The 25633-nt window shown below is 67.4% G+C and carries 20 protein-coding genes and 1 pseudogene; 10 read left to right on the top strand and 11 right to left on the bottom strand.

Annotated features, from left to right (window positions below; genetic code table 11):
• Positions 1 to 101 precede the first annotated feature (101 nt).
• Genes ACYX7E_RS11450 through ACYX7E_RS11435 form a run of 4 tightly spaced genes read right to left on the bottom strand, consistent with a single transcriptional unit; the run spans position 102 to position 3845 of the window.
• Positions 102 to 824, bottom strand: coding sequence for an ABC-type transport auxiliary lipoprotein family protein (locus tag ACYX7E_RS11450; RefSeq protein ID WP_462080708.1), 723 nt, complete (start codon positions 822 to 824; stop codon positions 102 to 104).
• A complete protein-coding gene (locus tag ACYX7E_RS11445; RefSeq protein WP_462080707.1) occupies positions 821 to 1747 on the bottom strand; it encodes an MlaD family protein in 927 nt (308 codons plus the stop codon). Before ACYX7E_RS11445 ends, ACYX7E_RS11450 begins: the two co-directional genes overlap by 4 nt.
• Before the next feature lie 2 nt (positions 1748 to 1749).
• Positions 1750 to 2526, bottom strand: a complete 777-nt coding sequence (locus ACYX7E_RS11440) for an ABC transporter ATP-binding protein (RefSeq protein ID WP_462080706.1) — start codon at positions 2524 to 2526, stop codon at positions 1750 to 1752.
• Positions 2527 to 2585: 59 nt separating this feature from the next.
• Positions 2586 to 3845, bottom strand: coding sequence for an MlaE family ABC transporter permease (locus ACYX7E_RS11435; RefSeq protein WP_462080705.1), 1260 nt, complete (start codon positions 3843 to 3845; stop codon positions 2586 to 2588).
• On the opposite strand from ACYX7E_RS11435, the gene ACYX7E_RS11430 reads away from it, so the two are divergent.
• Positions 3844 to 5079, top strand: coding sequence for a threonine/serine exporter family protein (locus ACYX7E_RS11430; RefSeq protein ID WP_462080704.1), 1236 nt, complete (start codon positions 3844 to 3846; stop codon positions 5077 to 5079). The genes ACYX7E_RS11435 and ACYX7E_RS11430 overlap by 2 nt on opposite strands.
• Before the next feature lie 190 nt (positions 5080 to 5269).
• On the opposite strand, the pseudogene ACYX7E_RS11425 reads toward ACYX7E_RS11430, so the two are convergent.
• The 3 genes and pseudogenes from ACYX7E_RS11425 to ACYX7E_RS11415 all read right to left on the bottom strand — a co-directional run.
• Positions 5270 to 5644: pseudogene (locus tag ACYX7E_RS11425) on the bottom strand (H-NS histone family protein); the annotation flags it as partial.
• Between the two features lie 190 nt (positions 5645 to 5834).
• Positions 5835 to 7529 carry a proline--tRNA ligase gene (locus ACYX7E_RS11420; protein WP_462080703.1) on the bottom strand — a complete coding sequence of 565 codons (1695 nt, stop codon included), beginning with the start codon at positions 7527 to 7529 and terminating at the stop codon, positions 5835 to 5837.
• Positions 7530 to 7708: 179 nt separating this feature from the next.
• Entirely contained in the window at positions 7709 to 8161 is a 453-nt protein-coding gene (locus tag ACYX7E_RS11415; RefSeq protein ID WP_462080702.1) for a DUF4124 domain-containing protein, read from the bottom strand.
• 182 nt (positions 8162 to 8343) lie between these two features.
• Between ACYX7E_RS11415 and pssA the strand changes: the two genes are divergently transcribed.
• The 4 genes from pssA (at position 8344) to ACYX7E_RS11395 (ending at position 10640) form a co-directional block, all read left to right on the top strand.
• Positions 8344 to 9120, top strand: a complete 777-nt coding sequence (gene pssA / locus ACYX7E_RS11410) for a CDP-diacylglycerol--serine O-phosphatidyltransferase (protein WP_462080701.1) — start codon at positions 8344 to 8346, stop codon at positions 9118 to 9120.
• The gene (locus tag ACYX7E_RS11405) at positions 9117 to 9506 is read left to right on the top strand and encodes a hypothetical protein (protein WP_462080700.1); all 390 of its coding nucleotides are present in this window, start codon (positions 9117 to 9119) and stop codon (positions 9504 to 9506) included. Before pssA ends, ACYX7E_RS11405 begins: the two co-directional genes overlap by 4 nt.
• Positions 9507 to 9553: 47 nt before the next feature.
• The gene (gene rimI, locus ACYX7E_RS11400; protein WP_462080850.1) at positions 9554 to 10009 is read left to right on the top strand and encodes a ribosomal protein S18-alanine N-acetyltransferase; all 456 of its coding nucleotides are present in this window, start codon (positions 9554 to 9556) and stop codon (positions 10007 to 10009) included.
• Between the two features lie 124 nt (positions 10010 to 10133).
• A complete protein-coding gene (locus ACYX7E_RS11395; protein WP_462080699.1) occupies positions 10134 to 10640 on the top strand; it encodes a nuclear transport factor 2 family protein in 507 nt (168 codons plus the stop codon).
• Positions 10641 to 10769: 129 nt separating this feature from the next.
• Here ACYX7E_RS11395 and ACYX7E_RS11390 read toward each other — a convergent pair whose 3' ends face one another.
• The 3 genes from ACYX7E_RS11390 to ACYX7E_RS11380 form a co-directional block, all read right to left on the bottom strand.
• Positions 10770 to 13595, bottom strand: coding sequence for a valine--tRNA ligase (locus ACYX7E_RS11390; RefSeq protein ID WP_462080698.1), 2826 nt, complete (start codon positions 13593 to 13595; stop codon positions 10770 to 10772).
• 84 nt (positions 13596 to 13679) lie between these two features.
• The gene (locus tag ACYX7E_RS11385) at positions 13680 to 14105 is read right to left on the bottom strand and encodes a DNA polymerase III subunit chi (RefSeq protein WP_462080697.1); all 426 of its coding nucleotides are present in this window, start codon (positions 14103 to 14105) and stop codon (positions 13680 to 13682) included.
• A 157-nt stretch (positions 14106 to 14262) separates the two neighbouring features.
• Positions 14263 to 15744 (bottom strand): leucyl aminopeptidase, encoded by a 1482-nt coding sequence (locus ACYX7E_RS11380; protein WP_462080696.1) that lies wholly within the window; start codon positions 15742 to 15744, stop codon positions 14263 to 14265.
• A 142-nt stretch (positions 15745 to 15886) separates the two neighbouring features.
• Here ACYX7E_RS11380 and lptF point away from each other — a divergent pair, with 142 nt between their 5' ends.
• Positions 15887 to 16987 carry an LPS export ABC transporter permease LptF gene (gene lptF, locus ACYX7E_RS11375; protein WP_462080695.1) on the top strand — a complete coding sequence of 367 codons (1101 nt, stop codon included), beginning with the start codon at positions 15887 to 15889 and terminating at the stop codon, positions 16985 to 16987.
• A complete protein-coding gene (lptG, locus tag ACYX7E_RS11370; protein ID WP_462080694.1) occupies positions 16984 to 18096 on the top strand; it encodes an LPS export ABC transporter permease LptG in 1113 nt (370 codons plus the stop codon). The genes lptF and lptG overlap by 4 nt, the downstream gene beginning before the upstream one ends.
• Positions 18097 to 18348: 252 nt before the next feature.
• Here lptG and ACYX7E_RS11365 read toward each other — a convergent pair whose 3' ends face one another.
• Complete coding sequence (locus ACYX7E_RS11365) at positions 18349 to 18840, bottom strand: RDD family protein (RefSeq protein WP_462080693.1); 492 nt, start codon at positions 18838 to 18840, stop codon at positions 18349 to 18351.
• Positions 18841 to 18885: 45 nt separating this feature from the next.
• Here ACYX7E_RS11365 and xerD point away from each other — a divergent pair, with 45 nt between their 5' ends.
• From xerD to purL, 3 genes are all read left to right on the top strand, one after another.
• Positions 18886 to 19836, top strand: a complete 951-nt coding sequence (xerD, locus tag ACYX7E_RS11360) for a site-specific tyrosine recombinase XerD (RefSeq protein ID WP_462080692.1) — start codon at positions 18886 to 18888, stop codon at positions 19834 to 19836.
• A 551-nt stretch (positions 19837 to 20387) separates the two neighbouring features.
• Complete coding sequence (locus ACYX7E_RS11355) at positions 20388 to 21212, top strand: DsbC family protein (RefSeq protein ID WP_462080691.1); 825 nt, start codon at positions 20388 to 20390, stop codon at positions 21210 to 21212.
• Positions 21213 to 21447: 235 nt separating this feature from the next.
• The gene (gene purL / locus ACYX7E_RS11350) at positions 21448 to 25407 is read left to right on the top strand and encodes a phosphoribosylformylglycinamidine synthase (protein WP_462080690.1); all 3960 of its coding nucleotides are present in this window, start codon (positions 21448 to 21450) and stop codon (positions 25405 to 25407) included.
• The last annotated feature ends 226 nt before the right edge of the window (positions 25408 to 25633 follow it).

The following is a 25633-nucleotide window of genomic DNA, read 5'->3' as shown; positions in this document are numbered from 1 at the left end:
TTAAGCAATTGAGCAGAAGTCAGGCCCTGGCGCCAATTGGACAAAAACTCCATTCCGCGATTCAGGCCTCTGCGCTTGAAATGAACAGGTCTTTGAGTGGTCTAGCCCATCGCGTCAGGGATTGCCGGGCGTGTGGCGAGGAGCCATTGAGCGATCTGGATGGTGGTCGTTGTGAGGGCCCTGGAGAACGCATCGGACAGTGCAACAGCAGACATGTCGGCTGCGGATTCGGTCTGGTCGAACGTCCGCGACGCAACTACTGTCTGGTCTGCGTTGTAAACGAGTTTTGCGGTGAACTCGATCTGCGCAGTGGCCGCTCCCTGTGCCGTGTAATCCGCCTCGAACCTCCGGATATCGATCAATAGCTTGTACTCGGCCTTGATCCCTGAGCCCTGCCTGGCGACTGCCTTGATCTTTCCCGAGTCCTCGAGGGCACGCAGGATCGTGTCCTGCAGCATGTCGGGCGGCGTCTTGGCCCAGTTGGCACCCTTGTAGACCTGGAGTTCGTCGGCGTTTGGGCGGACCAGGATGCGGAAGCTGTCGATCATCCTGGGCGCGGTCGGCGTGGCGATGCTCAGTTGCCAGTCGACGCTGGGCCATGCGGGATCGGGCGTGACGCGCGGGTCTAGGGCGAAGATCGTCGAGCGCTCGCGTTCGTCTCCGCCGCCCAGCAGGGAGGCGCAGCCCGAGAGGGCGCCGGCCAGCAGCAGCGGGAGCAGGCACAACTGCAGTCGTGAGGTTGCGCGCCGTTGGGCGCCGCGGAGGGTCGCGGCCTGGATGGCCCGCCTCGTGGGGTGTTCCGGGGGCTGGGGCGTCATGTTCATTCCGGTTCAAACTCCTTGGGCGCGTCGCGTCCGAGCAGGTAGCGCGCGGGGTTGGAATCGAAGCGGTCGCTGATGCGGCGGACGTCGCGGACCAGCGAGCGCAGTTCTCCCAATGTCGGGCCGAGCTGGGCGAGGCCATCGTTGGCGAAGCTGTTGATGGCGGCGCGGTTCTCGTTGAGGATGCTGTCGGCGCCGCTGGCGGCCGAGTCCAGTCGCGCCAATGTGCTTTCGAGGCGTTCGACCAGGCCGGGCAGCTTCTGCACCAGGGCGCGGTCGAATTCGGACATCGCGCGGTTGGTCGTGGTCAGCGTGGCCTCGAGTTGCGCGCTGGCGTCGCGGGCGTTGGCGATCATCGCGCCGATGTCTTCGCGCTGGGCGGCAACCGTGCCGGTCATCTGCTCGATGTGCTCGAGCGTATTGGCGATGCGCCCGACGTTCTGTTCGCTGAGGACGCGATCCATCCGTTCGACCAGCCGGTTGGCGGTGTCGGCGATGTTCTGCAGTGCCGAGGCTTCGGTCCTGATGATCGGGATCTCGCCATCGTCGCGGGCAACCAGGGCGGGAGCGTCGGGGCTGCCGCCGGTGAGCTGGATGATCGGCGGGCCGGTCAGGCTGGTCATCGACAGCTTGGCGCGGGTGTCGGTCTTGATCGGCGCCGTGGCCTGCAGCTTGAGGCGTGCGACCACCGCACGGGGATCATCGGGTGCGAGCATCAGGTGGTCGACGGTGCCGATGCCGATACCGTTGTACTGCACGCTGCTGCCTTCGGTGAGGCCGGTCACAGGCTCGTGGAACACCACGTCGTATTCATGCCAGCTGCGGTCCGACGAATACTTGGCCGCCCAGAGGGCGAACAGCAACAGGAACAGTGTGGTGGCGATCGTGAACGCGCCGATCAGCACGTAATTGGCCTTGGTTTCCATGCTCAGGAATCCTCAGTGAAGCTGGTTTTGCCGGCGCGGGCCGCGCGACCACGCGGGCCGTGGAAGTAGTCCTGCACCCAGGGGTGGTCGAGCTGTTCGATCTCCGCCAGCGGCGCCACCGCGATGACCTTGCGATCGGCCAGCACCGCGACGCGGTCGCAGATAGCGTACAGGGTGTCGAGGTCGTGCGTGATCAGGAATACCGTCAGGCCCAGTGCCTGCTGCAGGGTCCGGGTCAGGTGGTCGAACGCGGCTGCACCGATCGGATCGAGGCCGGCCGTGGGCTCGTCGAGGAACAGCAACGGCGGATCCAGTGCCAGCGCACGCGCCAGGCCTGCGCGCTTGCGCATACCGCCCGACAACTGCGACGGCAGTTTGTTGATCGCGTCGGCAGGCAATCCGGCCAGCTTGACCTTCAGCAGCGCCAGTTCGTACTGCAGCGACGTGGACAGGTCGCGATGATGTTCCTTCAGCGGTACCTGGACGTTCTCGCCGACGGTCAAGGACGAGAACAGTGCGCCGTCCTGGAACAGCACGCCGGTGTTGCGTTCGATATGCAGGCGGTCTTCGTTGTCATCGGAGGCGGCATCGACGCCCAGCACCTCGATGCTGCCGGCATCCGGGCGGCGCAGCCCTAGGATCGAGCGCATCAGCACCGACTTGCCGGTACCGGAGCCGCCCACCACCCCCAGGATCTCGCCGCGCCTGACATCCAGGTCCAGGCCGTCGTGCACGACCTGGCTGCCGAAACGGTTGACCAGGCCTCGCACGCGGATCATCGGGGCATCCGCCGGGGCGTCTTCGCAAGCCTGTGCCGGGCTGGGCGCGCGATCGGCCGTCACCAGCCCATCTCCATGAACCAGATGGCGGCGAAGGCATCGATGATGATGACCAGCGAGATCGTCTGCACCACGCTCGATGTCGTGCGTTCGCCGACCGATTGCGCGGTGCCCTTGACCTGCAGGCCTTCCAGGCAGCCGATCAGGGCGATGACCATCGCGAAGATCGGCGCCTTCGACATGCCGATCAGGAAATGCCGCAGTTCCATTTCTTCATGCATGCGCGCCAGATAGGCCTGTGGCGGGATGTCGAGGCTGTAGGCGCCGACCGTCAGGCCGCCGAGCAGGCCGGCCAGCATTGCGATGAAGGTCAGCAGCGGCAACATCACCAGCATTGCCAGCACGCGCGGAATCACCAGCAGGTCGATCGGGTCCAGGCCCAGCGTGCGGATCGCGTCGACTTCCTCGCGGCTGACCATCGCGCCGATCTGGGCCGTGAACGCGCTCGCGGTACGACCGGCGAGCAGGATCGCGGTCAGCAGCACGCCGAACTCGCGCAGGAACGCGATGCTGACCAGTTCGACGACGAAGATCGTCGCGCCGAAGTCCGCGAGGATCGTCGAGCCCAGGAAGGCGATCACCGCGCCCACCAGGAAGCACAGCACGGCCACCAGCGGGACGGCGTCAAGGCCGACCTGCTCCATATGGTGGATCGTCGACGTCAGCCGCAGGCGTCGTGGCTCCTTGATCGTGCGCAGCAGCTTCACCAGGGTCTCGCCGAAGAAGCTCGCCAGCGCGACAACCTCCTTCCAGTTGTCGTGGACCGCATAGCCCAGTCGCGCCAGCGCGGCCGCAAAACCATATTCGCGCTTGGCCTTGGGCCGGTCGTCGGCGACATCCTCGATCGCCGCCACCAGTGCGTGGTGCTGCTCATTGAAACGGAACGCCGCGTAGTCGAGCTTCAGGCGGTCTGCGTAGCGCAGCAGTTGCAGCACGCCGACGGTGTCCAGCCGGTCGACGCCATCGGCATCGACCAGGGTGATGTCGGCGGGTGCCTTGCGCAGCAGGGCCTCGATCGCCCCTGCATGTTGCAGGGTCCAGCGTCCACGCAGCACGAGTCGAGAGCCATCCTGGGGGTCGGCGTCGGCGGTCGGGGCCTGGCTTGCGGGAACTGTCATGCCGTCGCGGAAGGGCCTGTCATCGGGTGCTGCGAGGATACAGGCAACCGCTGCATGCAGTACGTCGACGGGGCCCGGATGGGGCGCCTGACTGTCGGTCGCGGCGTCCGCATGCGATCCTGTCGGCATGGCTTCCAGCATGCCCGTGACCACCAGCTATGCCGCCCGGATCGCGTTCGTCGTCGAGCTGGCCGAGCACCTGCACGCCTACGGTACGACCGCGCAACGGCTGGAAGGGGCGATCATTTCGGTCGCGGGGAGGCTGGGGATCGACTGCGAGCCCTGGTGCAATCCCACGGGCATGATTCTGACCTTCAGCGACCCAGAGCGTCCGCCGGGCGACAGCGACACCACGCGGGTCATCCGCGTACCGCCGGGCGATACCGACCTGCACAAGCTGTGCGCGGCCGACCGGATCGCCGAGGACGTGGTGGCGGGAACGCTGGGACTGTCCGATGGCTATGCCGCATTGCGGGCTCTGGAGCGCAAGCCGCGCTGGCGCGGCAAGTTGCAGCAGGTGCTGGCGTTCGGGCTGGCGGGCGCCAGCGTCGCCGGCCTGCTGCGCCTGCCCTGGCTGGAGATCGCGACGGCCGGGGTGATCGGCCTGCTGGTCGGCGTGCTCGACCTGTTTGCCCAGCGTCGCCCGCGGCTGAAGGAGGCCGGCGAGGCGATTGCCGCGGCGATGGCGGCGACGGTGACCGTGGCGGTCGCGGCCTTCGTGGCGCCGTTGAACCTCAATACCGTGATCATCGCGTCGCTGATCGTGCTGATGCCCGGCATGGCGCTGACCAACGCGTTCAGCGAGATCACCAGCCAGCACCTGGTCTCCGGGACGGCACGCATTTCGGGCGCGATGAGTACGCTGTTGAAGCTGACCGTGGGTGTGATGATTGCGCTGACGCTGGCGCAACTGCTTGGCGTCGAACCGCAGGTGCGCGCATCGCGCCCGCAGCCGGACTGGGTGGAATGGCTGGCGATGGTCAGCGCGGCCTATGCGTTCGCGGTGCTGTTCCGCGCCGATCGCCGCGACTACCTGCTGGTGATGCTGGCGGCGATGACCGGTTATTCGGTGGCGCGCGTGGCCGGCGAGCAATGGGGCAGCGTGGTCGGCGTGTTCATGTCGGCGCTGATCACGACGGTCGCCGGCAATGGTTATGCGCGCTGGTTCAACCGGCCCGGCGCGGTGATCCGCGTGCCCGGCATTATCATGCTGGTCCCGGGCAGCACCAGCATGCGCAGCCTGCTCAGTTCGATCCAACAACAGGACATGCAGGCGGGGCAGGAGGCGGCGATCGCGGTGATGAATATCCTGCTGGCCCTGATCGCCGGCCTGCTGATCGGCAACCTGCTGCTGCCGGCGCGGCGCAATCTCTGACCGCACCCGCGGCGGAATGTCCGTAGGCACCGGAGACCAGAACGCCGGCACGAGGCCGGCGTTCTGAAGAGATTGCAGCGGGTCATCTTGAAGCAGGCCGTCCTGCAGGAACCCTGTAGCAGCAACCCGATTGCAGCAGCTTGGCGACAACGGTCGCGGGTGCTGCTGCTCGGCCCGCTCCTGATCAGGCCTTCTTGATCAGGAACTCTTCGACTTTCTTGCCCTTCTTGACCAGCGCAGCCAGCCACAGCGGCTGCTTGCCACGACCGCTCCAGGTTTCGGTGGGCTTGCCGGGGTTGCGGTACTTCGGCGGCACCTTGCCGAGCTTGCGACCCTTGCTCGCGGTCTTCTTGGTTGCTGCCTTGCGCGGCGCACCCGCACTCCTGGTCGGACCGGCGCCGAACAGTTCGGCGATCGAATAACCTTCGGCCGTCGCCAGGCTGAGGATCTTGTTGCGGACGGTTGCGATCGGCTTGCGCTTCTTCAGCGTGGTCTTGCGGCGCTTGGCCTGGTCGATCAGGGCATCGAGTTCTTTTGCCGACAACGCGTTCACATCAATGGCCATTCAGTACTCCAAGGTTTCGATTTTGAGGGATGACCGATCCTTGTCAGGCGCCGATCATAATCCGGAAATGCCAGAAGATTCAAATGGATGACTAGATTGTCGACTTATCCCGGCAAAATCGAGCGCCGATTATCGACCCCGACGCGGGTTGCGGATCGGGGCGATTCACGCCGATTTAACGGCAGGCGATTCAGGCCTTCAACGTGGACATCAAGCCCGCGTGATCCAGGTTTTCGGACGCCTCCGCCCTGCGCGCGCGATACTCGAACGTGCCTGCCGCCAGGCCGCGTTCCGAGACCACGACGCGATGGGGGATGCCGATCAATTCGATGTCGGCAAACATCGAGCCAGGGCGGAGGCCGCGGTCGTCGAGCACGGTTTCGATGCCGGCGGCATTGAGCGCCTGGTACAGCGCTTCGGCCGCTGCCGACACGTCGACGCTGTTCTTCGGATTGATCACGCAGACCGCGACGCGCCACGGCGCCATCGTCTCGGGCCAGATAATCCCCGAGCCATCGTGATTCTGTTCGATCGCCGAAGCGACGATGCGGGACACGCCGATGCCATAGCAGCCCATGAACGGAACGACGGTCTTGCCATTCTCGTCCAGGACCTTGCAGTCCATGGCTTCGGCGTACTTGCGGCCGAGCTGGAAGACATGGCCGACCTCGATGCCGCGGACGAGCCGGATCTGGCCACCGTCGTCCGCAGCGTCGCCTTCCACGACATTGCGGATGTCGGCTACCACGTCGGGCTCGGGCAGGTCGCGGCCCCAGTTGACGCCGGCCAGATGGAAGCCGGCTTCATTGGCGCCGACGACGATGTCGGCCATGGCGGCCACGTCGCGATCGGCAACGACGCGGATCGGGCGCGCAGGCGACAACGGGCCGAGAAAGCCCGGTTCGCTGCCGAGGAACGCGAGAATCTCGGCTTCGCTCGCCATGCGGTAATCGGCCAGGCCTTCGACCTTGGCCAGCTTGATCTCGTTGACCGAATGGTCGCCACGGACCAGCGCCAACACGAACTGCTCGCCGGCCATGATCGCGATGGATTTCGCGGTGCGCTGCAGCGCGATGCCGAGCAGGGCGGCGACATCCTCGCAGGTCTTCTGCGTCGGTGTGTCGACCTTGCGCAACGCTTCCTGCGCAGCCGGACGCGGCGCAGGCGCGGCCGAGCGCGCGGCTTCGACGTTGGCGGCGTAATCGGAACCGGTGGAGAACGCGATCGCGTCCTCGCCCGAGTCGGCCAGCACATGGAACTCCTGCGAAGCATCGCCGCCGATCGCGCCGGAATCGGCCTGCACCGCGCGGAACGTCAAGCCCAGGCGGGTGAAGATGCGCGTGTAGGCGGCATGCATGTTCTGGTACGACGCGGCCATGCCGGCTTCATCGATGTCGAACGAATAGGCGTCCTTCATCAGGAACTCGCGCGCGCGCATCACGCCGAAACGCGGGCGGATCTCGTCGCGGAACTTGGTCTGGATCTGGTAGAAGTTCACCGGCAGCTGCTTGTAGCTCGCCAGTTCGCTGCGCGCGAAATCGGTGATCACTTCCTCGTGCGTGGGGCCGTAGCAGTACCACGCATCCTTGCGGTCCTTGATCTTCAGCAGCTGTCCGCCGAACTTTTCCCAGCGGCCGGTTTCTTCCCACAGCTCCCTGGGCTGTACGGAAGGCATCAGCAGCTCGATCGCGCCCGCGGCATTCATTTCCTCGCGCACGATGGTCTCGACCTTGCGCAGCACGCGCAGGCCCAGTGGCGACCAGGTGTACAGGCCCGCGGCCAGTTTGCGCAGCATGCCGGCCTTGAGCATCAGCTTGTGGCTGATGACTTCGGCTTCTGCCGGGGTTTCCTTTTCGGTGCGGAGGTGGAACTGGGACAGACGCATCGTCGCGGCTTCATTGGGGTGGAGCGGCCATTGTGCCATGCAGCAACCAGCGGACAGGGGCCGTGGTGACTGTCGGGTCTTGTCGCGCACCTGCGCGTGGGAGCATCGCCGGAAACCGGAGGGCCGGAAACCGGGGGCGTGCTCGTGGACCTGCGGAAGCGCTGTGGCGCTCCCGATGCTCAGTTGGCGGCGGAGGTGCAGTACGCCTTGACCGCGGCCTGGGCCAGTTCGAGCTGGCTGGCACGCTGCGCGTCGGACAGGACCTCGCCCGGCGTACCGTCTGCGTCGGTCCCGCGGACCGGGTTGCTCGACGACAGCGCCACGATATTGCTGCGCGCCGACTTGCACTGCGCCGATTCCTGCCCCGGGGATGCCGGTGTCCCGCTGCCGTTGGCCGGGCTGGCACCCTGGCTCGCCTGTTGCTGGATGGGACTGCTCTGCGGGTTGTTGATCTGCCGTTGCTGGTAGCGCTCGCCCTTGTCGGGTGGCGTCTGCGAGTAGTGGGTCACGCCCTGGGCGTCCTTCCACTGGTAGAGCTCGGCCGACTGCGGGGACCAGGCCAGCGCGGTGCTCGACAGCATCAGCACCGCGACGGCGGTCGCGGACATAACGATGGTCAGGGGACGCGACATGGCGGATCCGGGGATCGATGGGAGCACGATTGCAGCACCGGGCGTCGCGGGACGCAAGCGTGGGCGCCGGGAAACGTGACTTGCCGCTGAAGTGGCGGCCGGTTCGGCCCGGGCGGGCAGGCGTGACGCGGCGGATGCGCCGGAGATGAACGCAGGCGCCGTGCTCGCGCTACACTCGTTTCATGAGCAATGACGTCAACACGCCACCGGCCCGCGGCCGGGGCATCTACCTGCTGCCCAACCTGTTCACCACGGGCGGATTGTTCGCCGGTTTCTTCGCGATCATCGCGGCGTCGCAGGGGCGGTTCACGGCCGCCTGCATCGCGATCTTCGTCGCCGGCATCCTCGACGGCATCGATGGACGGGTCGCCCGGCTGACCAATACCCAGACCGAGTTCGGCGTGCAGTACGACTCGCTGGCCGACCTGATCAGCTTCGGCATGGCGCCGGCCCTGGTGATGTACCACTGGGCGCTGATGTCGATGAAGCTCGACGGCAACACGCTGGGCAAGATCGGCTGGCTGGCGGCGTTCCTGTATGCCGCCTGCGCGGCGCTGCGGCTGGCACGCTTCAACAGCCAGGTCGGGCAGGTCGACAAGCGCTGGTTCATCGGCCTCGCCAGTCCGGCGGCAGCCGGCTTGATGTCGAGCTTCGTCTGGACCAGCCACGAGCTGGGATGGAGCGGCGAGGAACTGCGCTACCTGGCGCTGGGCGTCACCGTGCTGGCGGGCCTGTTGATGGTCAGTCGGGTGCGCTACACCAGCTTCAAGGGCAGCGGCACGGGACCGAAAGCCGATCGCGTGCCTTTCGTGGCGCTGCTGATCGCGCTGGCCATCCTGATCGCGATGTGGGTGGATCCCCCCAAGACGCTGCTGGTGGCCGCACTGCTGTACGCCGCGTCCGGACCGGTCCAGTGGTTCTGGCGCCGCAAGGATGCCAGGACGGGTGCCGCGTCGTGAGCTGGGATCCATTGCAGCGCGAGGTCATCGCGGCATTGGGCTACACGCTTTATCAGGCGCAGGGATCTGCCCCCGCGATGGCCGTCGACGCGCAGCCGTTAGAGACTGCGCAGGATGAACCCCGGCATGGCGACAGCGGACGTGGCGACGCCGGGCGCGGCGAGGCCCGGCAGGTCCGCGCGCAACCTGCAGGCGGCCGCGCTGGCGCCAGCGAGTCTGCCCTGCTGCGTGCCTTGCTGAAGGCGGCCGGCACCGATGCGTCCGCATCTGAGGCCGTGGCCCTGTGCCAAGGCTGGATCTCTTCGACATCGCCACTGGCCGACGCGGCGGCGCGGCGCGCGCTGTGGCCCCGGTTGCGCAGCCTGAGGGGGCGGCGGCTGTCGTGAGCGCGCTGGCCGTGGATGCGGGCACCCGGCCTGCGGAACTGCGTCCGATGCGTGAGGCCGATCTCGATGAGATCATGCAGATCGAGCTGCGCGCCTATCCCTTCCCGTGGACGCATGGCATCTTCAGCGACTGCCTGAAAGCCGAGTATCCGGCCTGGGTGCTGATCGATCGCGATCGCATCATCGGCTACGGCATCCTCAGCATTGCTGCCGACGAGGCCCACGTGCTCAACGTCTGCGTCGAACCGCAGGCGCAGGGGCGCGGTCATGGCCGGCATCTGTTGCGGACCCTGGTCCGGGTCGCGCGCGGCCATCGTGCGCAGCGCGTCTTCCTCGAAGTGAGGCCATCCAATCCGTATGCGATCACGCTGTATCACGATGAAGGCTTCAACGAAATCGGTCGCAGGCCACGTTATTACCCGGCCCACGAGGGGCGCGAAGACGCCATCGTGATGGCGATGGAACTGATCGACGACGATGTCGTCACGATGCCTCCGCTCTGAATCCTGTCACTGGAGAGGACCGATGCGCCTGCGCCCTTCAACATCCTGCTCTCCAGCATCAAGCGCTCCAGGATCAGGCCTGCCAGAGCCACGCTCGCGGACATCGGGTGCCCTGAAGCGGGGGGTGCTGTCGCTGGTCTTGCTGGCGGGGCTCGGCAGTGGTGTCGCGGCGCTCGCCGACGAGACGGCCGTCGATCCGATCGCGGCATTCACGCCCGAGCAGCTCCGCGACGTGATCCGGCAGCACGACGAGGCCTTGTTCGCCGCGGTGTTCGAGACCTGCGACCTGGCTGCCTTGCGTGCGCTGGTCACCGATGACCTCGAGTTCTATCACGACAAGGGCGGCTTCACCGCGCGCTCGGGGCAGGCCTTCGTCCACAGCGTGGCGGAGGGTTGCCGATCGCGTGCGCAACCCGACAGCTGGCGCTCGCGTCGCGAACTGGTCGTGGACTCCCTGCGCGTCTATCCGGTCCCGGGGTACGGTGCGATCGAGGTCGGCACGCACCGCTTCCATGAGCGTCAGGGCGATGGCCCCGAAGCGCTGGCAGGCAGTGCCGATTTCAGCCATGTCTGGCGCTATGCCGATGGCCGCTGGCAGGTGTCGCGGGTGCTGAGTTACGCGCACCGCTGACGCGCCGGCGCGTTTGCCGTTGCGTGGCCGGCCATGTCTGGCCGGCGTGCCGCGGACTGGAACGCTGCCAGCGTGGTGGCCGGCAGCCAGATCGTTGCGGGATGGCAGGCGTTGCGCCTGCGGCAGGCCTTACAGGCGCTTGCGTTGCGCGGCCAGCGCGTCGCGCTGCGCCGTCCAGTCGAGCAGGCGCTGGCGTTCCTGTTCGACCACGGCGGCCGGTGCGTTCTGCACGAAGGTCTCGCTGGCCAGCTTGCCGTTGCACTTGGCCAGTTCACCCTCCACGCGCTTGAGTTCCTTGTCCAGGCGCGTGCGTTCGGCATCCAGGTCGACCAGGCCTTCCAGCGGGACGAACAGCTTGAGGTCGCCGACCAGTCCGGCCGCGGCGGGCGGCGGATCGCTGTCGACGACATCGATGCGCTCGAGCCGGTTGAGGAACCGCAACTGCGACGAGAACCGCGCCAGGCGCGCCTGGTCGTCGACGTTGCCGCCCTGCACCAGCAGAGCGATCTGCTTGCCCGGAGACACACCCAGTTCGCTGCGGATGCGGCGCACCACCGTGACCATCTGCTTCAACCATTCGACGTCGGCGCCGGCCTGCACATGGGCTTCGGCCGCGATCTCGGCGGTCGTCGGGTAGGGCCGCAGCGAGATGCTGGTGGTGGAGATGCCGAGGCGAGGCGCAACCTGCTGCCAGAGCGCCTCGGTCACGAACGGCACCAGCGGGTGCAGCAGGCGCAGCAGCGATTCCAGCACGTACAGCAGGGTGTGCCGGGTGCTGTCTGCCGCCGCCGCTTCGTCGCCGGTGAGTGCGGGTTTGGCCAGTTCGACGAACCAGTCGCAGAACTCGTTCCATGCGAACTCGTACAGGGTTTGCGCCAACAGGTCGAAGCGGTAGCTGGTGAAATGCGCGCGGGCTTCTTCCGCGGTCCGGGCCAGGCGCAGCAGGATCCACTTCTCGGCGTCGGTCTTCGGTTCCGGGGCGCCCTGGGCGCTGAAGCCTTCGGTGTTCATCAGCACGAAGCGGCTGGCGTTCCACAGCTTGTTGCAGAAGTTCTTGTAGCCCTCGGCACGGCCGAGATCGAACTTGATGTCGCGGCCCGGGCCGGCCAGCGCGGCCATCGTGAAGCGCAGCGGATCCGCGCCGTGGGCGATGATGCCGTCGGGGAATTCCTTGCGCGTTGCCTTTTCGATCTTCGGCGCATCCTTGGGCTTCATCAGTCCGGAGGTGCGCTTGGCGACCAGGTCCTCGATCGAGATGCCGTCGATGATGTCGAGGGGATCGAGCACGTTGCCCTTGGACTTGGACATCTTCTGGCCGTCCTTGTCGCGGACGAGACCGGTCATGTAGACGTCGCGGAACGGGATCTGCCCGGTCAGGTGGTCGGTCAGCATGATCATGCGGGCGACCCAGAAGAAGATGATGTCGAAGCCGGTCACCAGCACGTCGGACGGCACGAACGGGTCGAAGCCGCGCTCGCGCATCTGCGCCTCGTCCGGCCAGCCCATCGTGTTGATCGGCCACAGGCCCGACGAGAACCAGGTCTCCAGCACGTCGCTGTCCTGGGTCAAAGGCAAGTCAGCGCTGACTGAGTATTTGGCGCGAACTTCAGCCTCGCTACGCCCAACGTAGGTTTTTCCGTCGACGTCGTACCAGGCCGGGATACGGTGGCCCCACCAGAGCTGGCGGCTGATGCACCAGTCCTGGATGTTCTCCATCCAGTGGCGATAGGTACTGGTCCAGTTCGGCGGCACGAACTTCACCTCACCGCTTTCCACCAGGGCCATGCCGCGTTTGGCGAAACCTTCCATGGCGACGAACCACTGGTCGGTGAGGTAAGGCTCGATGACCTGGCCGGTGCGGTCGCCGCGCGGCACCTGCAGCTTGTGCGGTCTGGTCTCGACCAGGAAGCCGCCGGCCTCGAGGTCCTCGAGCACGGCCTTGCGCGCATCGAAACGATCGAGCCCGCGATACTTCTCGGGTGCGTTGTCGTTGATCGCGGCTTCCGGCGTGAACAGGTTGATCGTCGGCAGGCCATGGCGCTGGCCGACCGCGTAGTCGTTGAAGTCGTGCGCGGGGGTGACCTTGACCACGCCGGTGCCGAATGCGCGATCGACATAGGCATCGGCGATCACCGGGATCTCGCGATCGCACAGCGGCAGTCGCACGCTGCGACCGACCAGGTGCGCGTAACGCGCGTCGTCGGGATGCACCATCGCCGCGGTGTCGCCGAGCATGGTTTCCGGGCGCGTGGTCGCCACGACAAGATAATCGCGGGTCTCGCGCAGCGTCTCGTTGCCGTCGGCATCGACTTCGACGTGCTCATAGCTGGCGCCGTCGGACAGCGGATAGCGGATCGACCACAGCGAGCCGTCTTCCTCCTCGCTGACCACTTCCAGGTCGGAGATCGCGGTCTTCAGCACCGGGTCCCAGTTGACCAGCCGCTGGCCGCGGTAGATCAGGCCTTCCTCGTGCAGGCGCACGAAGGCCTCGACGACTGCCTGCGAAGGCAGCGGGTCCATGGTGAAGGTCTTGCGCGACCAGTCGCCGGACGCGCCCAGCCGGCGCATCTGGCGCTCGATGATGTCGCCCGACTGTCCCTTCCACTCCCAGACCTTTTCGATGAAGCCATCGCGCCCCAGCGAATCGCGGGTCTCGCCCTTGCCTTCGAGGGAGAGGTTGCGCGAGACCACCATCTCGGTCGCGATGCCGGCATGGTCGGTGCCCATCTGCCACAGCGTGCGACGGCCGAGCATGCGGTGGTAGCGAATCAGCGCATCCATCAGGGTGTGCTGGAACGCATGGCCCATGTGCAGCGTGCCGGTGACGTTGGGCGGCGGCAGCAGGATCGAATACGCCAGACCATCGCCCTGCGGCTTGAAGACGCCGTCCTGCTCCCACTGGGCGTACAGGCGGGATTCGAAGGTGCCGGGATCGTAGCTGGGGGCGAGAGTCATGGAGGCAGGGAATCTGGAATGGAGAGTGGGGAGAGCAAGGGTGGGAAGCGGTAGAACGGGAAGCGGATAGAGCAGGGCGCGCGGCTACATGTCGTACTTGTTGACGTCCAGGCCCTGCGCCTTGTAGTGCTTCCAGCGCTCGCGCAGCGGGCCGCGCGCGGATTCGTCGGCAGGCACCACTTCGAGCACGCGCTCGAAACCGGCCGGCACCGGCGCATCGCGCAGGTTGATGACCAGCGGACGCAGCGCGATATCCATCTGCGGTTCGCCGATCAGCACCGGCGTCAGCTCGTCCTCATCGTCGCGCCCGGCGATCTGGTGCGGGATGTAGACGTCTTCGCCCATGTCCCACAGCCAATCGTCGAGCTGCTCGGCCTGCGCGGTGTCGCGCGCCAGCACCAGCGTGAACAGGTTCGCGTCGTAGGCTTTGCGCGCGAGTTCGCAGACCAGCCGCAGCGGTTCGTTGAGGAAACGCGGCTTGGCAATCAGGTAGAAGTCGGCGCGGGGCATGGGTGGGTGGGGCCTGTAGGAGCGCGCGTGCGCGCGGATCGATGCGTGGCGGTGATCGGTGCGGCAGGCGCTGCGAAGGCGGGATCCAGGATGACGCGCGATAGGGCGGTGCGCGCCGTGAAGGCGGAGCGGAGCGCCCGAAGGCGCTCCGGACGGGTCAGGCCTTCGCCTGGTCGAGCAGCCACTGGCTCAGCAGGCCGACCGGACGGCCGGTCGCGTACGCCAGCTTGCCTTCGCCGCTGGCGGTGCCGGCAACGTCCAGGTGCGCCCAGCGCTGGCCTTCGGTGAAGCGCGACAGGAAGCAGCCGGCGGTGATCGCGCCGCCCCAGCGGCCGCCGATGTTGTAGACGTCGGCGAAGTTGGAATCCAGCATCGGCTGGTACTCGTCCCACAGCGGGAGGCGCCAGGCGCGGTCGAACACGCTTTCGCCAGCCGCCAGCAGCTCGCTGGCGAGGTCGTCGTGCTTGCTCATCAGGCCCGAGGCGTGACGGCCCAGCGCGACCATGCAGGCGCCGGTCAGCGTCGCGACGTCGACGAGCGCCTGCGGCTGGAAGCGTTCGGCATAGGTCAGCGCGTCGCACAGGATCAGGCGGCCTTCGGCGTCTGTGTTGCCGACTTCGATGGTCTTGCCGGACATGCTAGTGATGACGTCGGACGGACGGTAGCTGTTGCCGTCGATCGCGTTCTCGACCGCCGGCACGATGACGACCAGGTTGATCGGCAACTGCAGTCCCACGGTGGCCACGAACGTGCCCAGCACGCTGGCGGCGCCGCACATGTCGTACTTCATGTCCTCGATGCCGCCCTGGGTCTTCAGGTTGACGCCGCCGGTATCGAAAGTGATGCCCTTGCCGACCAGCACGTAGGGCTTGGCGTCGCCTCCGTTGCTCCACTTCAGCACGATGAGCTTGGGCGCATTGACCGAGCCGCGGGCGACCGCCAGCAGCGAGCCCATGCCGAGCGCTTCCATCTGCTGCTGGTCCAGCACCTCGCAGGAGGCGTTGTCGAAGCGGGCGGCGAAGGTCTGCGCCTGTTCGGCCAGGTAGGCCGGGTTGCAGATGTTGGGCGGCAGGTTGCCCAGTTCGCGGGTGAACTGCACGCCGGCGGCGATCGCCTTGCCCTGGCCCACGGCGGCTTCGTCGCTGGCGCTGATCGACAGCGCCTTCAGGCCGGTTTCGTTGCGCTTCTTGTTCTTCGGGCCCAAGGTGGCGGTGTAACGGTAGGCGGCATGGTCGGCGGTGATGATGGCCTGGCGGACCGTCCAGGCGGCATCGCGGCCGGGGACCGTGAGCTCGGACAGGGTCAGCAGCGCGGAACCGACCGGACCGGTCTTCAGCGCGCGCACGGCGTCGGCAACCGCTTTGAGGTACTGCGGCACCGCGAACTTGGCCTTGTCGCCCAGGCCGACCACCAGCACGCGCGGCGCGGTCACGCCGGGCAGGTCGTACAGCAGGGAGGTCTTGCCGGTGCGCCCGCTGGCGTCGCCGCGGCTCGCCAGGGCGCTCAGCTGGCCGCCCGAGGCGGTGTCGATGGCTTGGGCAGCAGGCGTCAGGCTGTTGTCGGCAAACAGGCCGACGACCACGCAATCGGTGGCGGCGTAGGCGGGAAGATCGCGGTTCAGGGTGAATTCGAGGGACATCGACCAGATTCCATAGGGTGATCAGTACAATCTCGGGTCCAGCACGGCCCGGCTTCCCTTCGGGAGCCGGCCTTCACATGTCTTGTAGGACGCCGTCGCGGCGCCGCTGGACGAAACCCCAAGTTTAAGGCAACCCCGCCGGATGCAGAAACTCGACCGCTACCTGTTCCGCGAATTCGCCCAGGCGACCTTCGCTGCCCTGGTCGTGCTGATGATCGTCAGCCTGGGGGGCGTGTTCGCCGACGTGCTGCGCAATATCGCCAGCGGACGGGTGCCGGCGGGCCTGATGCTGTCCCAGTTGGGGCTGCAGGTGCTGAACTACCTGCCGCTGATCCTGCCGCTGGGCCTGATGCTCGGCCTGTTACTGGGGGTGGGGCGCCTGTATCGGGATTCCGAGATGCCGGTACTGACCTCGATCGGCATCGGACCGCGCCGCCTGTTGCGCCCGGTGCTGATGCTGGTGCTGCCGATCGTGGGTTTCATCGGGCTGTGCTCGTTGTGGCTGGGGCCGTGGGCCCGCGATTACTCCTATCGCCTGATCCAGGAAGGCAGCCGCAGTCTGCTGGTCGCAGGCCTCGAGGCCGGCCGCTTCGTGGAACTGCCGGGCGGCGGGGGCGTGGTCTACGTCAATGCGCTGTCCGGCGACGGCGAGCGCATGGGGCGGGTGTTCGTCTATCGCCAGGATGAAGGGCGCATGGACATCACCACCGCGCAGACCGGCGCGCTGGCGGTCGAAGGCGCGGAACGCTACCTGAGCCTGGACGACGGTTTCCGCGTCGAGGGGCCGATGGATGGCGGGCGCGATTTCCGCCTGATGCGCTACGTGAACAACGAACTGCGCCTGCCCAATGCCGAGGACAAGCAGGACGACGAGTCCGCCGAGCGGCTGTCGACGCTGGCTCTGCTGGGCGACGATCGCGTGGAAGCGCGCGCGCAGCTGCATTCGCGGATCTCGCCGCCGCTGATCGCGCTGGCGTTCGCGCTGATGGCGGTGCCACTGGCGCGCAGCCCGCCGCGGCAGGCGCGCTACGGACGCATCGTCATCGGCTTCCTGGCCTATATCGTCGGCATGAACCTGATGCTGCTGGGCACCGACTGGATCGTCAGCGGCAAGATCCCGGTGCTGCTCGGCATGTGGTGGCTGACGCTGCCGCTGCTGGCGTTCGGTGCGTGGCTGTATTTCAGTGATGGGCGCATGAAGCGACCGCCGCTGCGCGTCCGCATCGGGAACCGCAACGCATGATGCCGTTCCCGAAAATCCACGACCTCTACATCGCCCGCGTCGTGCTGGTGACGGTGATGCTGGCCTGGGCGGTGCTGGTCGGACTGGATGCGGTGATGGCCGGCGTCGACGAGATCGGCATCATCGGCCAGGGCGACTATGGCTTCGTCGGCGTGCTGAACTACATCGCGCACAGCCTGCCGCGCCGCGCCTACACGATGTTCCCCACGGCGGCGGTCATCGGCGCGTTGATGGGCCTGGGCCAGATCGCGGCCAGCTCCGAGTTGACGGTGATGCGCGCGCTGGGCCTGTCGCGTCGCCGCCTGAGCATGTCGGTGGCCGCGCCGCTGGTGCTGCTGACCGGGCTGATGATCATCAATGGCGAGACCTTGGCACCTTGGGCGCAGCGCAGCGCAGATACGATGCGGTCGATGGCGCGCTCCAAGGACATGATCGTCGCGCAGTATTCCGGCCTGTGGGCGCGCGAGGGCGACACCTTCCTCAACGCGCAGAACGGGCAGGAGCGCCACGAAGGCGACAAGCACTGGCTGGAACTCAACGATGTGCGGCTGTTCGAGTTCTCCGCCGAGGGACGGCTGGAATCGATCGCGCATGCCGCGATCGCCGAACATCGCGCCGGCACCGGCTGGATGCTGCGCAACGTCAAGCGCACCTGGTTCGAAGAACGCTCGGTGACCCAGACCGAAGTCATGGAAGAGCAGTGGGCCTCGCAGCTCGATGCGGCCGCGCTGGCGGCGAACGCCAGGAACGTCTGGCGACCGCGCTACATGTCGGCCAAGGACCTGCGCAGCGGCATCGAATACCGCGAACGCAACCAGCTTGATGCCAGCGAATTCCAGGAGCATTACTGGGCCCGTTGGTTCTACCCGTTGAACGTGCTGGCGCTCTGCCTGGCAGCGATCCCCTTCGCATTCGGCAGCCTGCGCAGCGGCACGCTGGGCAAGCGCCTGTTCATCGGCATCGTGTTCGCACTGGGCTTCTGGCTGGTGCAGAACCAGGTGGTCAAGCTCGCCGCGGTCTACAAGTTCGATTACCGGCTGGCGTACCTGATTCCGCCGACGTTGATGCTGATCGTCTCCTGGTCCCTCTTCCGCAAGCGGAGTGGGTGAGCAGGCGGCGCTCGCGAGCCATTGGCTCGCGCCGCCTGCGAACGCCCGGCGTGCTTCGCCGGGCCGGACGGGCGGGTTATCGAATCGTCCCAATCAACCCATCGACCGACCGCGCGACGGCATCGCGCGGCATGCCGCGCAGGTGAGGCGAACGCCCGGCGTGCTACGCCGGGCCGGACAAGCGCAGTAGCCAATTGCCGATAGCGCATCGATCGCAGTTCGCGCTGCCTGCGAACGCCCGATCCAGATGCCCTACGAAAGCTCGCCGCGCTTCGGCGTCCTGATCACCCGCGTGCCGCTGGCACGGTCGTGCCAGGTCAGGCGATCGCGGTCGAACCAGGCCCACCAGAAGCCCGCGCCACCGGCAAGCACGGACAAGGTGCCGACCGCGTAACGCAGCCACAGGGCGCGCCAGCCCGGCGTTGCCCCGGGATCGACGGCGATGACGCGGATCCGCCAGGGACGCATGCCCAAGGTCTGGCCGCCGCCGCGCCAGCTCAGCGTGGCGTAGAGCCCGGCAATCACCCAGCACCCCAGCCACAGCAGCCATTGCAGGCCACTGAACGGGGCGATGTTCTCGCGCGGGTCGTGGTGTCCCAAGTAGGTATAGGTCACTGCGAACACGGCCGACAGCAGGAACCACATGGCCAGCACCGGCCACAGGTCGTAGAACAGGGCCAGCCATCGCCAACCGATCCACGGTCGGGGCGATGTGTGGGTCTCGGTGTCGGGTGATGGCGTCATGCGCGCAAGGATAACTGCTGCGCGTGGCTCGGATAAGCTGTGGCCATGAGCCAGACCCCCGCCGATCGCAGGATGCGCAGCATGCGCCTGCCGCACCTGCGCGATGCCGATGCCGACGTGATCCATCGCTTCCTGGACGCGACGTGGGCGGAATCCGGACTGGCCCGGCAGACGCTGGATGCCTATCGCCGCGACCTCGAAGGTCTCGCGCGCTGGCGCGAGGGGGCCGGCGGCGGTCTCGCGGGTGCCGATCGCGCGGCTCTGTTCGATTACTTCGCCTGGCGCACCCATGGCGGCTATTCGCCGCGCAGCAATGCCCGCCTGCTGTCGGCGCTGCGCGCGTTCTATGCGTGGTTGCGCCGGCACGGCCAGCGTGCCGACGATCCCAGTGCTCTGCTGGAGCCGCCCAGCCGGCCGCAATCGTTGCCCAAGGCGCTGGCCGAGCGCGAGATCGACGCGCTGCTGTCGGCGCCCGACCTGGAGACGCCGCTCGGCATCCGCGACCGCGCGATGCTGGAGCTGATGTATGCCTGCGGCCTGCGCGTCAGCGAACTGGTCGAGCTGCCGGCCACGGCCTTGAACCTGCGTCAGGGCGTGTTGCGCGTCACCGGCAAGGGCAGCAAGGAGCGTCTGGTTCCGCTGGGCGAAGAGGCGCAGCACTGGCTCGAACGCTATCTGACGCAGTCGCGGCCGCTGCTGGTCGGCAAGCGCGCGCTGTCGGCGCTGTTCGTCACGGCGGGTGCGGATGCGCCGACTCGCCAGCAGTTCTGGGGCCTGGTCAAACGTTATGCCGCCGTGGCCGGCATCGACCCCGCACGCGTCAGCCCCCACGGGTTGCGCCACAGCTTTGCCACCCATCTGCTGAACCACGGCGCCGACCTGCGCGCGCTGCAGATGCTGCTGGGCCATGCCTCGTTGTCGACGACCCAGATCTACACGCTGGTCGCCCGCGAAAAGCTCAAGCAGCTCCACGCAACCCATCATCCCAGGGGGTGAGCGCAGCCCGTTTGCGCGGCATGCCGCGCGGGCTGCGCGAACGCCCGGCGTGCTACGCCGGGCCGGGCATGCGCAGGAATGAATGATCCCAGACCATCCGCCATTCGACCGCGCGGTGTCCAGGGCGCGGCATGCCGCGCGGGCTGTGCGAACGCCCGGCGTGCTACGCCGGGGTGGGTGACTCGGCCTGTTGGCGAACCACAGGTTCGCAGGCCGGGTCACGTCCTGACATGGATGGCGGGGCAGGGCTATCCGGAGTCAGAAGTCTTGCGCCAGGGACGGCCGCGGCAATCCCGATCGCAGCGGTATCGGTCTCCGTCGTCCCTGGCCATCACATACGTCGCGCGCGCCCGTCACCCAAACACCAAAAACGGCAAGACGCGCCCAGCCCCCAACCCACGCCACACCACCACCCCTTAAGCCAGTTCCCACGCCCTGAACCCCAAGCGCACCCGCTTCGTCCCCGCAAAGGCGGCCCAGTTGCGCTATGCGACAATGCGGCGTTCCCGCCCATGCCGGCCGCAAGCCGGGCTCGACCCAGGATTGTTCCCATGCGATACGCCCTTGCGCTGCTTGGCGCAATCAGTCTCAGTGCCTGCGCGCAGCCCGCGGAGACCAAGGTCGCCGACAGTGCGGATGCCGCGCAGCCGTCCACTGCGATCTCCGAGGTCAGCACCGCGCCAGGCACACCCGAAGACCGCGCCCGCAAGGCCATCCTGTCGATCAGCCCGAACGTGGTCATCGACCGGATCGCGAAGGCACCGCTGCCGGGCTTCCAGGAAGTGATCGTCGCCGGGCAGGTGCTGTATGTCAGCGACGACGGCAAGTACCTGCTGCAGGGCAGCCTGTTTGACGTGGCCGCGCGCACGGACCTTGGCCAGGATGGATTGGCCGAAGTGCGGCGCAAGCTGCTGGCGACGGTGCCGCGCGAGGACCGGATCGTGTTCGCGCCGGCCAACCCCAAGTACACCGTGACGGTGTTCACCGATGTCGAGTGCGGTTACTGCCGTCGCCTGCATTCGGAGATCGCCGAGTACAACAAGCGCGGCATCGCGATCGAATACCTGGCCTTCCCGCGCATGGGCCTGGACAGCGACGACTACCGGCAGATGGTGGCGGTGTGGTGCGCGTCCGACCGCAAGCAGGCGTTGACCGATGCGAAGAACGGCAAGGCGCTGCCCAGCCGTACCTGCGACAACCCGGTCGCGACCCAGTACGCGCTGGGGCAGCGGGTCGGGCTGGCCGGGACACCGATGATCGTCACCGAGTCGGGCGTGCAGATGCCGGGTTACATGCCGCCGGCCGCGCTCGAGGATGCGCTCCGCGGGCTGGCCGAACAGGCCCCCGCCTCGGACTCGGCGGCAGGCAGCCGCTGAGAACCTGGTCGCGATCTTGCTGCGCTTGCCATCTGGCGCGCGTGCGGTGCTCGGTTGCTCATGTGCCAGCACGTACATTGCGCTTTCTGCCTGCTCTTCACTGGCATGCACGCCACGCGCCACCTGACTGCGCTCGCGACAGATCGTGAACAGGTTCTGAGGTTTCGACGACCTGCCGGCCGGTCCCCGGAGGCAGGTCACGACAGGCGGGTCATTGGGCGGGGCATTGGGTACAATGGCGTCCCCCGAAAACCGGTTCCGCTCGGACATGATCGTCCTCGAGGGCATGCCTGCCCTGTCACCGTTCCGCCGCGAACGGTTGCAAGCCCGTCTGCAATCCCTCTCACCTGCGGTCCGCGTGGTCGGTGCCTGGCACGTCTACTGGATCGAGCCCGCACCTGGCGTCGAGCCGGACACCACGGTGCTGCAGCGTACGCTGCAGGCCGGTGCCGCTGCGCCCGCCCGGGCTGACGACGCGGTCTCGCGCTACGTCGCGCCACGGCTGGGCACCATCTCGCCGTGGGCCAGCAAGACCACCGAACTGCTGCGCGGCGCCGGGATCGGCGTGCGCCGTGTCGAACGCGGCACCCGGCTCGACCTGGCTGGCTGGCCGGACGACGCGCAGGCGCAGGCCGCGCTGACCCGGGCGCTGCACGACCCGATGACGCAGTCGCTGCTGGCCTCGCATGACGAGGCGTCGGCCTTGTTCGTCCCGCCGGTGCGTGGCGCGCTCGAGCGCATTGCGCTGGCCGACCTGGCCGCGGCCAATACGCGGCTGGGACTGGCGCTGGCCGAAGACGAGATCGACTACCTGCGGGCGCGCTATGCCGAACTCGGGCGCGATCCGGCGGACGTCGAACTGATGATGTTCGCGCAGGCCAATTCCGAGCACTGCCGGCACAAGATCTTCAATGCCTCGTGGACCATCGATGGCGAATCCCAGCAGCACTCGCTGTTCGGGATGATCCGCAATACCCACGCGCACACGCCAGAGCACACGTTGTCGGCCTACAGCGACAACGCCGCGGTCGTAGAAGGCTACGTGACCCGGCGTTTCCGTCCCGATCCGGTGTCCGGCCAGTATCGCGCCGAAACCGAGCTCGACGGCGCGTTCTGCATCAAGGTCGAGACGCACAACCATCCGACCGCGATCTCTCCGTTCGCAGGCGCCAGTACCGGCGCCGGTGGCGAGATCCGCGACGAAGGCGCGACCGGTCGCGGCGGCAAGCCCAAGGCCGGCCTGTGCGGTTTCAGCGTCTCGCACCTGCGCATCCCGACCCTGCCGCAACCATGGGAAGACGCCAGCGGCAACGCCCGGCCGCTGAATCCGCGGATGGCGCCGGCGCTCGACATCATGCTCGACGGCCCGCTGGGCGCCGCAGCGTTCAACAACGAGTTCGGCCGTCCCAACCTGCTGGGTTATTTTCGCAGTTTCGAGCTCGATGAGGGCACGGCCGCCGATGGTGGTCGCCTGACCCGCGCCTACGACAAGCCGATCATGCTGGCCGGCGGCCTCGGTGCGATGGACCGGACGATGGTCGCCAAGCGCAGGCTGTCGCCCGGCGATGCGGTCATCGTGCTCGGTGGCCCGGCGATGCTGATCGGGCTGGGCGGTGGTGCCGCCAGTTCGGTCGCGTCCGGCGATGTCGCCGAGGATCTGGATTTCGCGTCCGTACAGCGCGACAACCCTGAGATGGAGCGCCGCTGCCAGGAAGTCATCGACGCCTGCGTCGCATTGGCCGAGCGCAATCCGATCCAGTCGATCCACGACGTTGGCGCGGGTGGCCTGTCGAACGCGATCCCCGAACTGCTGCACGACTCCGACGTCGGCGGCATCATCGATCTCGACGCCGTGCCCAGCGACGATCCATCGCTGTCGCCGATGCAGCTGTGGTGCAACGAATCCCAGGAGCGTTACGTCCTGGGCGTCTCGCAGGACCGGGTCGCCGAATTCTCCGCACTGTGCGCGCGCGAACGCTGCCCGTTCGCGGTGGTCGGCACCGCCACGGCCGAGGAGCACCTGGTCGTCGGCTATGGCGCCACGGTGGAGCGCATCGCCCGGCAGCCCTCGCCGGTCGAGCGCGATTTCGCGATCGACCTGCCGATGGACGTGCTGTTCGGCAAGGCGCCCAAGATGCATCGCGACACCTCGCGTCCGGCGCCGTCGCGCTGGCGTGGTCTCGACAGCAGTGCGATCGACCTGCGCGAAGCCGGCCTGCGCGTGCTCGCGCATCCGACCGTGGCGGCGAAGAACTTCCTGGTCACGATCGGCGACCGCACCGTCGGCGGCCTGACCGCGCGCGACCAGATGGTCGGCCCCTGGCAGCTGCCGGTGGCGGACTGCGCGATCACCCTGTCGGGCTTCGAAGGGTACACCGGCGAAGTGATGGCCATGGGCGAGCGCACGCCGCTGGCGCTGATCGATTCCGCCGCGGCTGCCCGCATGGCGGTCGGCGAGGCGATCACCAACCTGTGCGCCGCGCCGGTCGAGACCCTGCACCGGGTCAAGCTGTCGGCCAACTGGATGGCGGCCGCCGGCCACAACGGTGAGGACGCCAAGCTGTTCGACGCGGTTCGCGCGGTCGGCATGGCGCTGTGCCCACAGCTCGACCTGAGCATCCCGGTCGGCAAGGATTCGCTGTCGATGCAGGCGCAATGGCAGGCCGACGGCGCGACCCAGAAGTCGGTGTCGCCGGTGTCGCTGATCATCACCGCGTTCGCGCCGGTGGTCGACGTGCGCCAGCAGCTGACGCCGCAGATTTCGCGCGACCCCGACACCGAGCTGTGGCTGATCGGCCTGGGCGCCGGCAAGCAGCGCCTTGGGGGATCGATCCTGGCGCAGTGTTTCGACGCCTTCGGCGGCGCCTGCCCGGATCTCGACGACCCCGCAAGGCTCAAGGCATTCTTCGAACTGATCGCCGATGCGCGCGAGGCCGGCCTGTTGCTGGCCTATCACGACCGTTCCGATGGTGGCGCGTTCGCGGCGCTGTGCGAAATGGCGTTCTGCGCGCATAGCGGCCTGGACATCCTGCTCGACGGCTGGGGCGAGGACCGCACCGACGACGTGTTCCGCGCGTTGTTCTCGGAAGAACTCGGCGCCGTGGTCCAGATCGCGGTCGAGGATCGTGCCGAGTTCGCGGACCTGGTCTCGCGGCATGGGTTGATCGAATGCGCGCAGCGCATCGCGCGCCCGACCTCGGCGCCGGCCATCCGCGTGCTCGACGGCGACGACACCCTGGTCGACTGGCGCTGGGAAGAATTGTTCGGCGCGTGGTGGTCGGTGACGCATGCGATGCAGGCGTTGCGCGACAACCCCGAATGCGCCGACGAAGAGCGTGAGCAGGCCAGCCGTTTCGATGCGCCCGGCCTGCGTCCCAGGCTCAGCTTCGATCCCGCCGAGGACATCGCCGCCCCGTACATCCATACCGGCGTGCGTCCGAAGGTCGCGATCCTGCGCGAGCAGGGCGTCAACAGCCAGACCGAGACTGCGGCCGCGTTCGACCAGGCCGGGTTCGAGGCCTACGACGTGCACATGAGCGACCTGATTGCCGGCCGCGTGCGCCTGGACGCGTTCAAGGGCTTCGTCGCCTGCGGCGGCTTCAGCTATGGCGACGTGCTCGGCGCCGGCCGTGGCTGGGCGACCTCGATCCTCGAACGCGAGGCATTGCGGACCGACTTCGCCGCGTTCTTCGCGCGCGACGACAGCTTCGCGCTGGGCGTCTGCAATGGTTGTCAGATGCTGTCGCAGCTCAAGGAACTGATTCCCGGCGCCGCGCACTGGCCGCAGTTCCTGCGCAACCGCAGCGAGCAGTACGAAGCGCGACTGGGCTTCCTGGAAGTCGTGGAATCGCCATCGGTGCTGCTGCGTGGGCTGGCGGGGTCGCGGATTCCAGTCGCGGTGGCGCATGGCGAGGGCCGTGCCGCGTTCAACAACGACGCCGATCGCGCCGCGGTGCATGCCGCCGTGCGCTACATCGATGGCGACGGCCAGGCCACCCAGCACTATCCGGCCAATCCGAACGGTTCGACCGATGCCATCGCCGGCGTCTGCAGCGACGATGGCCGCGTCACGATCCTCATGCCGCATCCCGAACGTACCCTGCGCGCGGCCAACTTCAGTTGGGCGCCGAAGGACTGGAGCGGCGAATCGCCGTGGCTGCGCATGTTCCGCAGCGCCCGCACCTGGGTCGGCTGAGCCGCGCATTGCCTGTGCACGCGTCATGGCATCGCCATGGCGCGTGAAGGGCGGCCTGATCGCCGCTGCTTGAGGCCGGCGGCCGCGTCCGCCGTGCATCGCGAGGGATCCCGTACGGGGCCCGTCGCCGCTCGCGGTCGATCGCATGCGATGCCCGCAACATGAATGGCGCATGCCACAGACGTGCGCACGGATGCTGCGGCCACCCTGGTCGCGGGAGAATGCG

The organism is Luteimonas sp. RIT-PG2_3, from assembly GCF_054902115.1.
The sequence above is the reverse complement of the archived record's forward strand: the minus strand, read 5'-3'. Positions and strand labels throughout refer to the sequence as shown.